Source organism: Lysinibacillus sp. F12 (genome assembly GCF_057773605.1).
In genome coordinates this window covers 89,318-103,407 of sequence record NZ_JBYMLP010000007.1, presented here as the reverse complement: position 1 = coordinate 103,407, position 14,090 = coordinate 89,318, and the positions used below count along the sequence as shown (strand labels likewise).

The 14,090-nt window shown below is 39.1% G+C and carries 12 protein-coding genes; 1 reads left to right on the top strand and 11 read right to left on the bottom strand.

Going from position 1 to position 14,090, the window contains the following annotated elements:
• Positions 1-88 precede the first annotated feature (88 nt).
• The 4 genes from murA to AC3CH7_RS22090 form a co-directional block, all read right to left on the bottom strand.
• Entirely contained in the window at positions 89-1,375 is a 1,287-nt protein-coding gene (gene murA, locus AC3CH7_RS22105; protein WP_488381890.1) for a UDP-N-acetylglucosamine 1-carboxyvinyltransferase, read from the bottom strand.
• A gap of 63 nt (positions 1,376-1,438) precedes the next feature.
• On the bottom strand, positions 1,439-2,089 hold the full coding sequence (gene fsa / locus AC3CH7_RS22100; RefSeq protein ID WP_012292738.1) for a fructose-6-phosphate aldolase: 651 nt from the start codon (positions 2,087-2,089) through the stop codon (positions 1,439-1,441).
• A 150-nt stretch (positions 2,090-2,239) separates the two neighbouring features.
• On the bottom strand, positions 2,240-3,094 hold the full coding sequence (locus AC3CH7_RS22095) for a class II fructose-bisphosphate aldolase (protein ID WP_031418488.1): 855 nt from the start codon (positions 3,092-3,094) through the stop codon (positions 2,240-2,242).
• A gap of 428 nt (positions 3,095-3,522) precedes the next feature.
• Complete coding sequence (locus AC3CH7_RS22090) at positions 3,523-3,882, bottom strand: response regulator (RefSeq protein WP_012292736.1); 360 nt, start codon at positions 3,880-3,882, stop codon at positions 3,523-3,525.
• A gap of 155 nt (positions 3,883-4,037) precedes the next feature.
• Between AC3CH7_RS22090 and AC3CH7_RS22085 the strand changes: the two genes are divergently transcribed.
• The gene (locus AC3CH7_RS22085; RefSeq protein WP_031418486.1) at positions 4,038-4,568 is read left to right on the top strand and encodes a DUF2529 family protein; all 531 of its coding nucleotides are present in this window, start codon (positions 4,038-4,040) and stop codon (positions 4,566-4,568) included.
• A 50-nt stretch (positions 4,569-4,618) separates the two neighbouring features.
• On the opposite strand, the gene pyrG is transcribed toward AC3CH7_RS22085, so the two are convergent.
• From pyrG to AC3CH7_RS22050, 7 genes are all read right to left on the bottom strand, one after another.
• Positions 4,619-6,211 (bottom strand): CTP synthase, encoded by a 1,593-nt coding sequence (gene pyrG / locus AC3CH7_RS22080; protein ID WP_012292734.1) that lies wholly within the window; start codon positions 6,209-6,211, stop codon positions 4,619-4,621.
• A 441-nt stretch (positions 6,212-6,652) separates the two neighbouring features.
• Entirely contained in the window at positions 6,653-7,198 is a 546-nt protein-coding gene (gene rpoE / locus AC3CH7_RS22075; RefSeq protein WP_031418485.1) for a DNA-directed RNA polymerase subunit delta, read from the bottom strand.
• 152 nt (positions 7,199-7,350) lie between these two features.
• The gene (locus tag AC3CH7_RS22070; RefSeq protein ID WP_012292732.1) at positions 7,351-7,509 is read right to left on the bottom strand and encodes a hypothetical protein; all 159 of its coding nucleotides are present in this window, start codon (positions 7,507-7,509) and stop codon (positions 7,351-7,353) included.
• A gap of 146 nt (positions 7,510-7,655) precedes the next feature.
• Complete coding sequence (gene icmF, locus AC3CH7_RS22065) at positions 7,656-10,904, bottom strand: fused isobutyryl-CoA mutase/GTPase IcmF (protein WP_031418484.1); 3,249 nt, start codon at positions 10,902-10,904, stop codon at positions 7,656-7,658.
• Positions 10,905-10,996: 92 nt separating this feature from the next.
• The gene (locus tag AC3CH7_RS22060; RefSeq protein WP_012292730.1) at positions 10,997-11,629 is read right to left on the bottom strand and encodes a TetR/AcrR family transcriptional regulator; all 633 of its coding nucleotides are present in this window, start codon (positions 11,627-11,629) and stop codon (positions 10,997-10,999) included.
• Between the two features lie 3 nt (positions 11,630-11,632).
• Complete coding sequence (locus AC3CH7_RS22055) at positions 11,633-12,769, bottom strand: acyl-CoA dehydrogenase (RefSeq protein ID WP_031418482.1); 1,137 nt, start codon at positions 12,767-12,769, stop codon at positions 11,633-11,635.
• A gap of 154 nt (positions 12,770-12,923) precedes the next feature.
• Positions 12,924-14,060, bottom strand: coding sequence for an acyl-CoA dehydrogenase (locus tag AC3CH7_RS22050; RefSeq protein ID WP_012292728.1), 1,137 nt, complete (start codon positions 14,058-14,060; stop codon positions 12,924-12,926).
• Positions 14,061-14,090: the final 30 nt, after the last annotated feature.

Below are 14,090 nucleotides of genomic sequence, written 5' to 3'. Positions count from 1 at the left end.
TTTGCCTCCCGTTATCGGCCGTTTTTCATACCGAAACATTCAAATTACCTCTATTGTAACATAATTGAGTGAAAACTTTTAGCTCTCATTATTCCTTTGTCTCAGCTACGCGTTCCAGGATTGTTTCACGTCGAATATCAGCGCCTAAATCACGTAATTTCTCAATAAGTGAGCTATAGCCACGTTCGATATGATAGATATCTTGCACTTCCGTTTCGCCTTCAGCTAATAGACCAGCTAAAACTAAAGCTGCACCTGCGCGTAGATCTGTAGCTGTTACTGTTGAGCCGTGTAGTCTACTTGGCCCTTTAATAATGGCCGTATTGCCTTCTACACGAGCATCAGCATTCATACGACGAAGCTCATCAATATGTTTAAATCGAGCTGTATAAATAGTATCTGTTACTTTTGAGGAACCGAATGCCTGTGACATTAACACAGCAAGTGGTTGCTGAATATCGGTTGGGAAACCAGGATACACCAATGTTTTTACATCAACAGCTTGCAAAGTGGAAAGGTCTGTTTTTGGTACATAAATACTTTCTTCACCAATTTCAATCTTCACACCCATTTCACGAAGCTTCGCGATAATTGCTTCTAAATGCAGTGGAATTACATTATCAATTGTAATACCATCACCTACGGCTGCGGCCATTATCATAAATGTCGCCGCTTCAATGCGATCTGGTATAATCGTATGCTCTGTACCATGTAGTTCTTCTACCCCTTCAATACGGATGACACTTGTACCTGCCCCTTTAATATTGGCCCCCATATTTGTTAGTAGTGTTGCTACATCAATAATTTCAGGTTCCTTCGCTGCATTTTCTATAACGGTACGACCCTTCGCAAGGACAGCAGCTAACATGATGTTAATCGTTGCACCGACACTTGCGACATCTAAATAAATTTTAGCCCCAATCAACTCATCTGCACGTAAATAAATTGCGCCATGTTCATTCGTAATTTTAGCGCCTAATGCTTCAAAGCCCTTTATATGTTGATCAATTGGTCGAGGACCCAAGAAACAGCCACCAGGTAAACCAATGACAGCTTTCTTGAAACGCCCTAGCATGGCCCCCATTAAATAATAAGAGGCACGTAACTTTTTAACATTGCCGTTTGGTAATGGTAATGCAATCATGTCTGTTGGATCGATTGTCATCTTCCCATCCTCAAACGATACTTCCCCACCAATTTCCTCTAATAAAGCCTTTAACGTCCATGCATCTGAAATTTCTGGTATCCCTCCAATAGTCACTGGAGAGTTCGCCAAAATTGATGCAGGAATTAAGGCGACTGCACTATTTTTTGCACCACTAACTTTAATTGTACCTTGTAGACGATTTTCGCCAGTAATTTTATAAACATCCATTTTGCGTTCTCCCTCATGATTGGAAAGTAGTATTTTTTGCAATTGGCTCACTGTATATTCTTATTATTCGCCTTTTCTCTTATTCCAATCCGCTAAAAATCCTTCAATTCCTTTTTCCGTTAATGGATGGTGGAAAAGTTGTTTTAAAACTTTAAATGGAGTTGTTGAAATATGCGCGCCAGCTAAAGCTGCAGCCGTAACGTGCTGAGGGTGACGAACAGAGGCAGCAATAATTTGTGTATCAATATTATGAATTGTAAACATGTCAGCAATTGTTTCAATTAGCTCTACACCATTTTGACCAATGTCATCTAAACGGCCGATAAATGGTGATACATATGTAGCACCTGCACGCGCAGCCATTAATGCTTGGTTTGCACTAAAAATTAATGTTACGTTTGTTTTAATTCCTTTGTTTGCAAAGAAACGACAAGCTTCTAATCCCGCTGGAGTCATTGGTAGTTTCACTGTAATGTTAGGAGCAATAGCAGCTAATTCCAAGCCCTCTTTAATCATTCCTTCTGCATCCAATGCAATAACTTCTCCGCTTACCGAGCCATCGACAAGCTCAGCAATTTCACGAAGACGATCATGGAAAGAAACATTTTCTTCTTTAGCCACTAATGATGGGTTTGTTGTAACTCCTGATAAAATCCCCCATGCATGTGCCTCTTTAATCTCTTCAAAATTTGCTGTATCAATAAAAAATTTCATATTATTTCCTCCTGATCATTTTTCTTATATTATTAAATATTTTTCCAAAATTTCTTTATTTCAAAAACAAGAGAAGGTCGATTGAAAGCATCAACACTTCTCTTATTATGTGTATTTATCTATGCTTTTGTAACATATTAAATGCAAAAATTATGCTTTTTGTGCACTACCAAATTCGCGAATTTTACCAATAACCGTTGCTTTAATTGCTTCTCTTGCAGGACCAAGGAATTTACGAGGATCGTAAACAACTTTGTCATTGTCAAGAATCTCACGGATTGCTTTTGTTGCTTCAATTTGATTTTCAGTATTAACGTTAATTTTTGCTGTACCTAATGAAATAGAACGTTGGATATCTTTTGTTGGAATACCTGTACCACCATGTAATACTAACGGAAGATCTGCCAATTTAGAGATTTCTTCCATTTCCTTGAAGCCTAGATTTGGTTCTCCTTTGTAAGGACCATGTACTGAGCCAAGTGCTGGCGCTAAGCAGTCGATGTCTGTAAGCTCAACCATTTTACGGCATTCTTCAGGGTCAGCATAAATAATACCGCCGATTACGCCATCTTCATCTCCACCAACTGTTCCTAATTCCGCTTCTACAGAAACGCCTTTAGCATGTGCATATTCTACTACTTCTGAAGTAATTTTCACATTTTCCTCAAATGGATGGTGTGAAGCATCAATCATCACAGAAGTAAAGCCTGCATCAATTGCCTCTTTACATTTTGCAAAGCTAGAACCATGGTCAAGATGAATGGCTACTGGAACTGTAGTACCATAGGATTCCATTAAACCCTTTACCATGTGAACAACAGAAATAAATCCGCCCATGTATTTCCCTGCACCTTCAGATACACCAAGAATCACTGGAGATTTTTCTTCTTCAGCTGCTTGTAAAATTGCTTGTGTCCACTCAAGGTTGTTAATGTTGAATTGACCAACAGCATAACCCTCTGCTTTTGCTTTAATTAACATCTCTTTCATAGATACTAATGCCATACTAAAAATCCTCCTCTTAGGACTATTCTTTCTACATAAATATGCTCCTCAATCATAGCAAAAATAATAGCCCCTGAAAAGCAGGGGCTATTATTTTCTACACGAAAGCGCAGTGCAACGTAGCGGCAGTGTCGACAAAGTGCAGTGCAACGTAACGACGGCGCTTGAACCTGAAAAGCAGGGGCTATTATTTTCTACACGAAAGCGTAGTATCACGAAGCAACAGTGTGCGCCAATGTGTAGGCAACTAAACCACGGCGCTTGAACCTGAAAAGCAGGGGCTATTATTTTCTACACGAAAGCGCAGTATCACGAAGCAACAGTGTGCGCCAATGTGTAGGCAACTAAACCACAGCGCTTGAACCTGAAAAAATCTCCCTCTTTTTTTAAGCATAAAGAAAACAGGCCGTGTACTCACTGCCTGTTCTTTATGCTTGTAACGCTTTGTTGACTTCATCACGTACTTCAAAAATATCAAAAGGCTTCGTAAAGTAACGAATCGCTCCTAGATTTAAAGCTTCTTGTACAACATCTAGCTCGCCATACGCTGTCATCATAAATACAGGAAGCTTTGGGAACTTTTCTTTTAAACGTCTTAAAATTTCGATACCATCCATTCCGGGTATCTTCATATCTAGTAATACGCAATCCATGTCTTGTTCATCTGCATACTTTAATGCCTCTAAGCCATTGGCTGCTAAATATGTAACATATCCTTCCTTTTTCAGCACTTCATTTAAAAGCAAACGAATTCCCTGCTGATCATCGACAATTAGTAATCGTTTCACATTTCATTCCGCCCTTTTTATATTTTATTCTTACACAAAAATATTCTTTATTATGTATAATTCTACTTTTTCAGCTTAATACCTTCTAGTATTATAAATTATCTGCTTTTGCTTTCTACCTTTTTCACCCCTATAATATGGGTAGAGGTGGGATCATGTCAAAAATTCTAACAACACAAGTAAGTGGATTATTACAAAGAATTACACAAAATGAAGAGGATGCTATCGAGGAGACTGCAAGGCTATTGGCACAAGCTGCAATTGGCGAAGGTAATGTCTATTTCGCTTGCTTTGGAGAAATGCAGACAGTGGAATTAAATGCTCTGCAAGCAGTGGAACCATTTAGTAAGTTAGCTCCTTGGACTTCTGATACAAACTTAACAGAAGCTGATCGAGTTTGCATTTTTACTCGTAGTGCACACGATGAAGAAGCACTAGCTTTAGCTCAGAAATTAAATACACAATTTATTCCCTTCGCTGCTGTTGCAAGTGAACCAGCCAGTGCAGAAAACCCTCTTATGGACTTAGCCTATACGTATGTTTCTACTCGTATAAAGGGTGGTTTATTGCCAAATGATTTAGGTCAACGGATAGTTGTACCACATGCACTTGCAGGGCTTTTTGTTTATGAGGCTGTCAAAATGGCCTATGATGATATGCTTGGTTTTGATGAGGAAGAATTGTAATAATTCAATTAAAAAGAGTTGTCTCATATTCCGAGACAACTCTTTTTTGTTTATTTAAATGTTGCGCCGATAAAGTCACGGAACAGAGGTTGTGGACGATTTGGTCGTGACACTAACTCTGGGTGGAATTGACATGCTACAAAGAAATTATTCTCTGGTAGCTCAATAATTTCAACTAGCTTACCATCAGGGCTTGTACCTGAGAAGACAAGACCAGCTGCTTCCATTGCTTCACGATATTCATTGTTAAATTCATAACGATGACGATGACGCTCATAAACAAGCTCTTTGCCATATGCTTCACTTGCCTTAGATCCGTCTTTTAATTTACATGGGTATAATCCTAAACGTAATGTTCCGCCAATGTCTACACTATCATTTTGATCTGGTAAGAAGTCGATAATTGGGTACTCTGTGTTTGCATCAAGCTCTGTAGAATGAGCACCTTTTAGGCCTAGTACATTACGTGCATATTCAATTGTTGCAAGCTGCATACCTAAGCAGATACCTAAGAAAGGTACATTATTTTCACGCGCAAATTGCGTTGCTAAAATTTTCCCTTCTACACCACGATCACCGAAGCCACCTGGTACTAAAATCGCATCAGCATCTTTTAATAGTGCAGCTACATTATCAGCATTGACATGCTCTGCATTAATCCAGTCAATTTCAATATCAGAATTATAAACATAGCCTGCATGCTTCAATGCTTCTACCACTGAAATATAAGCATCCTGTAGTTCTACATATTTCCCGACTAACGCTACTTTTCTTTTGTTTGGTAAGTTTTTCACTTTGTCTACCAGCTCACGCCATTCTTCCATATCAGCTTCTGGAGCTGTAATACCAAAATGGTCAAGAACGATATCATCAATATCTTGGGCATGTAGGTTTAATGGTACTTCATATAAATGCTCCGCATCACGTGATTCAATAATTTCATGTGGTTGAACATCACAGAATAAAGCTAATTTCTCTTTCATATCTTGTGGAACCTCTTGTTCAGTACGCACAACGATAATATTTGGTTGAATACCTAAAGAACGTAACTCTTTTACGGAATGCTGAGTTGGCTTTGTTTTTAGTTCACCAGCTGCTTTAATATAAGGAATCAATGTACAGTGGATATACATTACATTGTTATGACCTAAATTAGTTTTCATTTGACGGATAGCTTCAAGGAAAGGTAAGGATTCAATATCGCCTACTGTTCCACCTACTTCTGTAATAACAACGTCTGCATTTGTCTCGCGACCAGCACGTTGGATACGATCTTTAATTTCATTTGTAATGTGAGGAATAACTTGTACAGTACCACCGTTGTAATCACCACGACGTTCCTTCTGTAATACAGATTGATACACACGACCTGAAGTTACTGTAGAATGCTTTCCTAGGTTAATATCAATAAAACGTTCATAATGTCCTAAATCTAAGTCAGCCTCAGCACCATCATCTGTTACAAAAACCTCACCATGTTGATAAGGACTCATTGTACCTGGATCAATATTAATATATGGGTCAAATTTTTGAATCGTAACTTCTAAACCGCGGTTTTTTAATAAACGGCCTAGAGATGCTGCAACAATCCCTTTTCCAAGTGATGATACAACCCCACCTGTTACAAAAATATACTTCGTCATGAAAAAATTCCTCCTTTAGAATTGCTAGATAAGTTGTTTTGTTAGGGATTAGAACATCTGACAGTCAAACACCCTAAAAAAAGAAAAGCCGAGAATGTCTACAAATTTGTAGTCGATTCGAAGCTGTCATCGTTTCTATCTCTTTTCCACTTTCCTTTAAACCTTAAAACTTTAACATTTATTCAGTCACCGTTTACTATACAACATGAATACTTTAAAACATTTATATTCATATCCGCACAAAAAGTATGGGAGAGCTAGTCTGAATAAAGTTAAAAACAAAAAAAACGCTCCTCCTGCAAGGTCTGCAGGGGGAGCGTATTATATACACGGTCTTTCTCCTTTTTTAAGGAGCCCAAGTAAAAGATTAAACGTAACCGTGATAGAAGTCAAGAATTTTTACATCAAGCATAAAAGTAAGAAAATTCTAAGAGTGAGGTTTTAGATTTCTTCCTCTTCTTCTTCGAACTCCTCTTCTTCTTCATCAATAAACTCTTCATCGATTTCTTCAATATCTTCTAAATCTTCGTCTTCATCAAAATCAATATCTTCTTTATCTTCATCTTCTTCGTCTATCTCTTCTTCATCCACGAATTCTTCATAGTCCTCGTCGAAGTCGATATCTTCTTCATCCAAATCGATATCTTCTTCTAGATCATCATCTTCATCCGCAGAAGCTTTAGATTTTTTCTTTTGAGTTTTAACAGACGGTGCTGTTTCTTCCTCAATCTGCTCTACTTTAAACCATTCACGTAAGCCCCAGCCTGTTTCTTGGTTATATAAGAAGCGGCCATCTACATTAAGATCTGTGTAAAATTGTAGTAGGCGGGATTTAATTTCTTCATCACTGTAGCCTACAAGCTCTTGAATTATTTTTAACAAATCATTAAAAGTTACTGAGGCACGTTTTTCATTTAAAATTACATACGCTAAGTTAATTAACGACTCTTCTGTTAATTGTTCCTTTGTCATTTCACGAAAATTCAATTCGTGCACTTCCTTTCCCTCATCACAATGGACGTTTTAAAATTACATGGTGCTTTATTTTCCAAGCGCAGCAAAATGGCCACGCAAAAGGTACTTTCCATACAATAAGCATAATACCCATTATATACAAAGTTTTAGCCCCTTTGCTAGCTTCAATTACTGTTTTTTATATTACGCATTTTTTTAATGCCAAGATAAAACAAATAGACAGATAATAGTAGTAAAGGAATAGCGCCAATTTGCTTATTATACAGGAAAATGGCTCCCAATACTAAAGCTAATACAATTATGTAGTGAATAGCTGATTTCATCCTCTACCGCGCCTCCCCTTTTTTTTACATTTCTATTATAGCGAAAAAAAAAAGAAGTGCCTAATCCTAAGACTAGACACTAAAAAACTAGAGAAGCTTATACATTAAAAAAGTATTTGTAAACGTGTAAAATTGTTTATCTCTGGCTACATATTACGACGATATTGTCCACCAACTTCATATAAAGCTTTCGTAATTTGTCCCAAGCTAGCTACTTTGACAGTTTCCATTAATTCCGCGAAGATATTTCCATTATGAACAGCTACCTCTTGTAATCGTTTAATGGCCGCCTCGCTTTTAGCTTCATTGGCCTTCCAGAAAGCTTGTAAATTGTGAATTTGTGTTTCCTTCTCTTCCGTCGATGCACGAGCAATTTCCATATTATCAATATCAGCATCAGAAGCTGGGTTTGGGTTCAAGTAAGTATTAACCCCGATAATCGGTAACTCCCCTGAATGTTTTAACATTTCATAATGCATGGACTCCTCTTGGATTTTCCCTCGCTGATATTGCGTCTCCATGGCTCCTAACACGCCACCACGATCATTGATGCGATCAAATTCTTCGAGGACAGCCTCCTCTACAAGATCTGTCAGCTCTTCCACAATAAATGCACCTTGAAGTGGATTTTCGTTTTTCGCTAAACCATGCTCTTTCGTAATAATCATTTGAATAGCCATTGCACGACGTACAGATTCCTCAGTAGGTGTTGTAATCGCCTCATCATAGGCATTTGTATGCAGGGAGTTACAGTTATCCTGTAAGGCCATCAAAGCCTGTAATGTTGTACGAATATCATTAAAATCAATCTCCTGCGCATGTAGACTACGACCTGAAGTTTGAATGTGATATTTTAGCTTTTGGGCACGCTCATTTGCACCATATTTATCACGCATCACAATCGCCCAAATACGACGAGCTACACGTCCGATAACTGTATATTCCGGATCAAGTCCATTGGAGAAGAAGAACGATAAGTTAGGCGCGAAGTCATTAATATTCATGCCTCGGCTTAAATAATATTCTACATACGTGAAACCATTCGCTAAAGTAAAGGCTAATTGAGAAATAGGATTTGCTCCCGCCTCCGCAATATGATAACCAGAAATCGAAACGGAGTAGTAGTTGCGAACCTTATGGTCAATAAAGTATTGCTGAATATCCCCCATCATACGTAAGGCAAATTCTGTAGAAAAAATACATGTATTTTGACCTTGATCTTCTTTCAGGATGTCTGCTTGCACTGTTCCACGAACGACCTGTAGTGTTTTTTCACGTGTCTCTGTAAATTCTTCAACTGTCAAAGTACGCCCTAACTCTTGCTCACGTAATTTTATTTGCTGATCAATCGCTGTATTCATGAACATAGCCAAAATGATAGGTGCTGGACCATTGATTGTCATAGATACAGATGTAGATGGTGCACATAAATCAAAGCCTGCATACAGTTTTTTCATATCCTCTAACGTACAGATTGATACACCCGATTCTCCAACTTTACCATAAATATCTGGTCGATAATCCGGGTCCTCCCCGTACAATGTTACGGAATCAAATGCTGTAGATAAACGTTTCGCGTCATCGTCCTTCGATAAATAGTGGAAGCGTTTATTTGTACGCTCTGGTGTCCCTTCACCAGCAAATTGGCGCTTCGGATCTTCTCCCTCGCGTTTGAATTGGAAAACACCGGCCGTATAAGGAAATTCACCAGGCACATTTTCTTTATAAACCCAGCGCAAAATTTCACCGTAGTCTTCAAATTTTGGTAATACAACCTTTGGAATTTTCGTACCTGAAAGACTTGTTGTCTTCAATATTGTGCGAATCTCTTTATCACGAACTTTCGTCACAAATTCATCCCCAGCATACGCATCCTTTAAAGCTTGCCAATTGTCTAATATACGCTTGGATTCAGCCGTTAATTCGTCTCGGACACCTTCTGCTAAAGAATTAAGCGATGTGATAAGTGCATCATCCGGTGCTTTTTCCTTAACAGCAGCGATAGCCCCCTCTAATTGGAATAGACGACGAGCAAATGCTACCTGCTGCTCTGTTTTTTTATGATAGCCACGCACTGTATCAGTAAGCTCTCGTAAATAATAACGACGATCATTTGGAATAATTACATCTTGCTTTTGTGTTTTAGCAAATTGCTCATAGCTCGTTTCCCAATCGCTACCCACTTTTTGGTTAATGATTTGCACTAGCGCGGCAAATAATGCATTTGTTCCTTTATCATTAAATTGGCTAGCAATTGTACCGTAAACTGGCATATTATCAAGTGATTCATCCCAAAGTTCTCGCGAACGCTGATATTGTTTTTGTACTTGGCGTAGTGCGTCCTCTGAACCTTTACGCTCGAATTTATTAATAGCAATAACATCTGCAAAATCAATCATATCAATCTTCTCAAGCTGTGTTGGTGCACCGAACTCACTAGTCATCACATACATCGATAAATCGGTATATTTTGTAATCTCGGCATCACCCTGACCAATACCACTTGTTTCAACGATAATTAAATCATAACCTGCTACACGTACTACATCTATTACGTCCCCAATGGATGCGGTTAATTCCGTACGAGAGCCTCGTGTGGCTAAACTACGCATATAGACACGGTTATTAAAGATGGCATTCATACGAATACGATCTCCAAGTAATGCCCCACCCGTTTTTTGCTTTGTTGGATCGACGGACAAAATTGCCACACGTTTTTCCGGGAATTCTTTTAAGAAGCGGCGGATTAGTTCATCCGTTAATGAAGATTTACCTGCTCCTCCTGTTCCGGTGATTCCCATAACAGGTGTTCCTTTTGAACGCTTCCGTGCTTCCTCCAGCATTTTTTTCGTGTCTTCATCGTCATTTGACTCGGCAGCTGTAATTAAATTAGCTAAAATTTCTGGAGTCTCTGTTGTTAAAGACTCTAATTTTTCTAAATAGCTACCAGTTGCAGTAGGAAAATCTGTTCCTTTAATTTGCTCATTAATCATTCCTTGAAGCCCTAAAACACGGCCATCCTCTGGCGAAAAAATTCCTGCAATGCCGTAAGAATGAAGCTCTTTTATTTCACGCGGTAGAATTACTCCACCCCCACCGCCATATATTTTTATATGTGGTGCCCCTTTTTCACGCAGTAAATCATACATATATTTAAAGTATTCCATATGCCCGCCTTGATAAGAAGAAATAGCAATACCTTGCGCATCCTCTTGTATCGCAGCATTTACGACTTCTTCAACTGATCGGTTATGACCTAAATGGATTACTTCTACACCGCTCGATTGCAAAATGCGTCGCATAATATTGACCGAAGCATCATGTCCATCAAAAAGACTCGATGCTGTCACAAAACGTACGTGATTTTTTGGACGATATACTTCTACCTTTGTCATATGAAATCCCCACTCTCTCCCCTTAATGAATAAAAAAAGCCGGCAATTGCAATGTCGCTTTATGCAATTACCGACAACCCCCTAACGAAATATTAAAACCCCTTTATGCCTGAAATGAACAATGTGATTTGCATGTCGATAAACTCATCAATTGAATGTTGGCGATGTAATGCCCATTTGCGGAATGCCCAACTTTGTCCAGACACCACTAAATTATTGGCTGCTAAATGAATCTGCTTGTCTGTCATTGATATGTCACCAGACTGTACACAGCGCTTTAGCAATCTTTCAAAAGTAGCAACCATTTCAAACTCTTTACTAAAGACATAACGTTGCGCTTCTTTTGATAATGATTTTGTTTCTTGATACATGATTGTGAGCTCATCAACCATGCTATCGATTTGAAGGAAGTATTCTCGGATCATTTCCTTCAGCTCTTCGATTGTTCCTGCTTTAATCTCGTAACTTGAAAGTCGTTCCATTGCATGATGATAGATACTATCACATACAAGGTAAAGAACATCCTCTTTTGTTCGAATGTACTCATATAAGGTACCGATACTAAAGCCTGCAGCTTTTGCGATTTCTCTCGTTGTGGCCCGATGGAAGCCTTTTTCTTTGAATAACTTAATAGCTCCCTGAATCATTTGCTCACGACGAATGGCGATTAAATTTTCATCTTTTACAGTTGACTGTACTTGGGGCCTTTTATCTTTTTCGGTCATCAATTATTTAGTTAACATACGCGAGATAACTAGTCGTTGAATCTCTTGCGTACCTTCATAAATTTGTGTGATTTTTGCATCACGCATAAAGCGTTCTACTGGATAATCTTTTGTATAACCATAACCACCAAATACTTGAACCGCCTCCGTCGTTACACTCATCGCCGTATCGCCAGCCATTAATTTCGCCATTGCAGATGCCTTACCATATGGTAGGTTATTAGATTCTAACCAAGCCGCTTGGTATGTAAGAAGTCGAGATGCCTCAATTTGAGTTGCCATATCCGCTAGCTTAAAGGACACACCTTGATTTGCCGTGATTGGTTTACCAAATTGGACACGTTCTTTTGCATAGTCAACTGCTGCATCAAGTGCTCCTTGTGCAATTCCTACAGCTTGAGCCGCAATTCCATTACGTCCACCATCCAGTGTCGTCATCGCAATCTTAAAGCCTTCCCCTTCAGCTCCTAGTAAATTTTCTTTCGGCACACGACAGTTGTCGAAAATAATTTCTGTCGTAGGAGATGAACGAATCCCTAATTTCTTCTCCTTCTTACCTACCGAAAAGCCTTCAAAACCAGCTTCAACAATAAATGCTGATGTACCGTTTTTGGCTTCAGGATCTGTTACTGCAAATACAATATATGTATCTGCTACTCCACCATTGGTAATGAAGATTTTTGAGCCGTTTAAAATATAATCATCGCCATCACGCTTTGCGTAAGTTTTCATACCACCCGCATCAGAACCTGATCCTGGTTCTGTTAAACCGTAGGCACCAATATGCTTTCCTTCAGCCATTGGACGAAGATACTTTTGTTTCTGTTCTTCTGTACCGAACTTATAAAGCGGCCAGCCTGCCAGTGATGTATGGGCAGATAATGTTACGCCTGTTGATGCACACACGCGCGATAATTCTTCAACAGCAATGACATACGCAAGGTAATCAAATCCAGCTCCGCCATATTCCTCTGGCCATGGAATACCTGTTAATCCAAGCTCCGCCATTTTATCGAAAATGGCGCGGTCAAATTCTTCATTTTCATCACGTTCTGCTGCTGTTGGAGCCACTTCATTAATAGCGAAATCTCGAATCATTTCACGTAATTGCTCATGCTCTTCTGTTAACTGAAAGTTCATTGTCCATTTCCCCTTTTTATTAGACTCTGCTCTGAATAATGTTAAATTAGATTTAGCATTTTATTAAGCGGTTCTCTTTCTATATCGAACGATTCCCATCCTCTTTGGCACATTTGATTCATTTGTATTAGCTACAATTACCTTATACCAGGCTCTATTTCAGTAAATGTTTACTAATGACTAGTCTTTGAATTTCACTTGTTCCTTCATATATTTCAGTTACCTTGGCATCGCGGAAATATCGCTCTACTGGGTAATCTTCTGTATAACCATAGCCACCGAATACTTGAACAGCCTCTATCGCCGTTTGGACAGCTGTTCGTGATGCAAATAGTTTCGCCATTGAAGCTTCTGCACCACACGGTAAACCTTTTGCACGTAAATCTGCAGCACGGTAGACTAGTAGTTTGGATGATTCAACAGCTGTTGCCATGTCGGCAAGTTTAAAGCTAACGCCTTGTTGAGCAACAATTGGTTTACCAAATTGAACACGTTCTTTAGCATAAGCAGAAGCTGCCTCAAGTGCCGCTTCAGCTATCCCTAAAGCCTGTGCCGCAATACCAATGCGGCCCACATCTAAATTAGCCATCGCTATTTTGAAGCCTTCTCCCTCTTCCCCTAAGAGGTTGTCGGCAGGGATTCGGCAATTATCAAAGGTTAGTTGAACTGTACGAGAGCCATGCAAGCCCATTTTATGTTCGTCTTTTCCAATAATTAAGCCTGGTGTTCCCTTTTCCACAATAAAAGCAGAAATGCCTCTTGTTTTTTCTGTAGGATTCGTTGATGCGAATACAATATACACATCAGCCTCCCCACCATTAGTAATAAATACTTTGGAGCCATTAATGACATATTCATCACCATCACGTACTGCTTTTGATTGAAGAGAGCCTGCATCCGAACCAGCACCTGGTTCTGTTAAACAAAAAGCACCTAAATATTCCCCTGCTGCAAGTTTAGGTACATAGCGTTTCTTTTGCTCCTCATTCCCAAAGTAAATGATTGGATTTGTTCCAACTGAGGTATGCACCGATAAAATAACGCCCATTACAGCGCTTACCTTTGATAATTCATGAATCGCAATAATATACGACGTAAAATCCATGCCAGAGCCTCCAAGCTCTTCTGGCGTTGTGATACCCATTAAACCAAGCTCACCCATTTGCTGAAGTAACTCACGTGGAAACTCCCCAGCTTCCATTCGCTCTACCCATGGTTGAATTTTTTCTTGAGCAAAATTACGAACCATATCGCGCATCATAATTTGCTCATCTGTAAATTGCAAATGCATCTATTATGTCACCCCTCTAAGTTGTCCTGT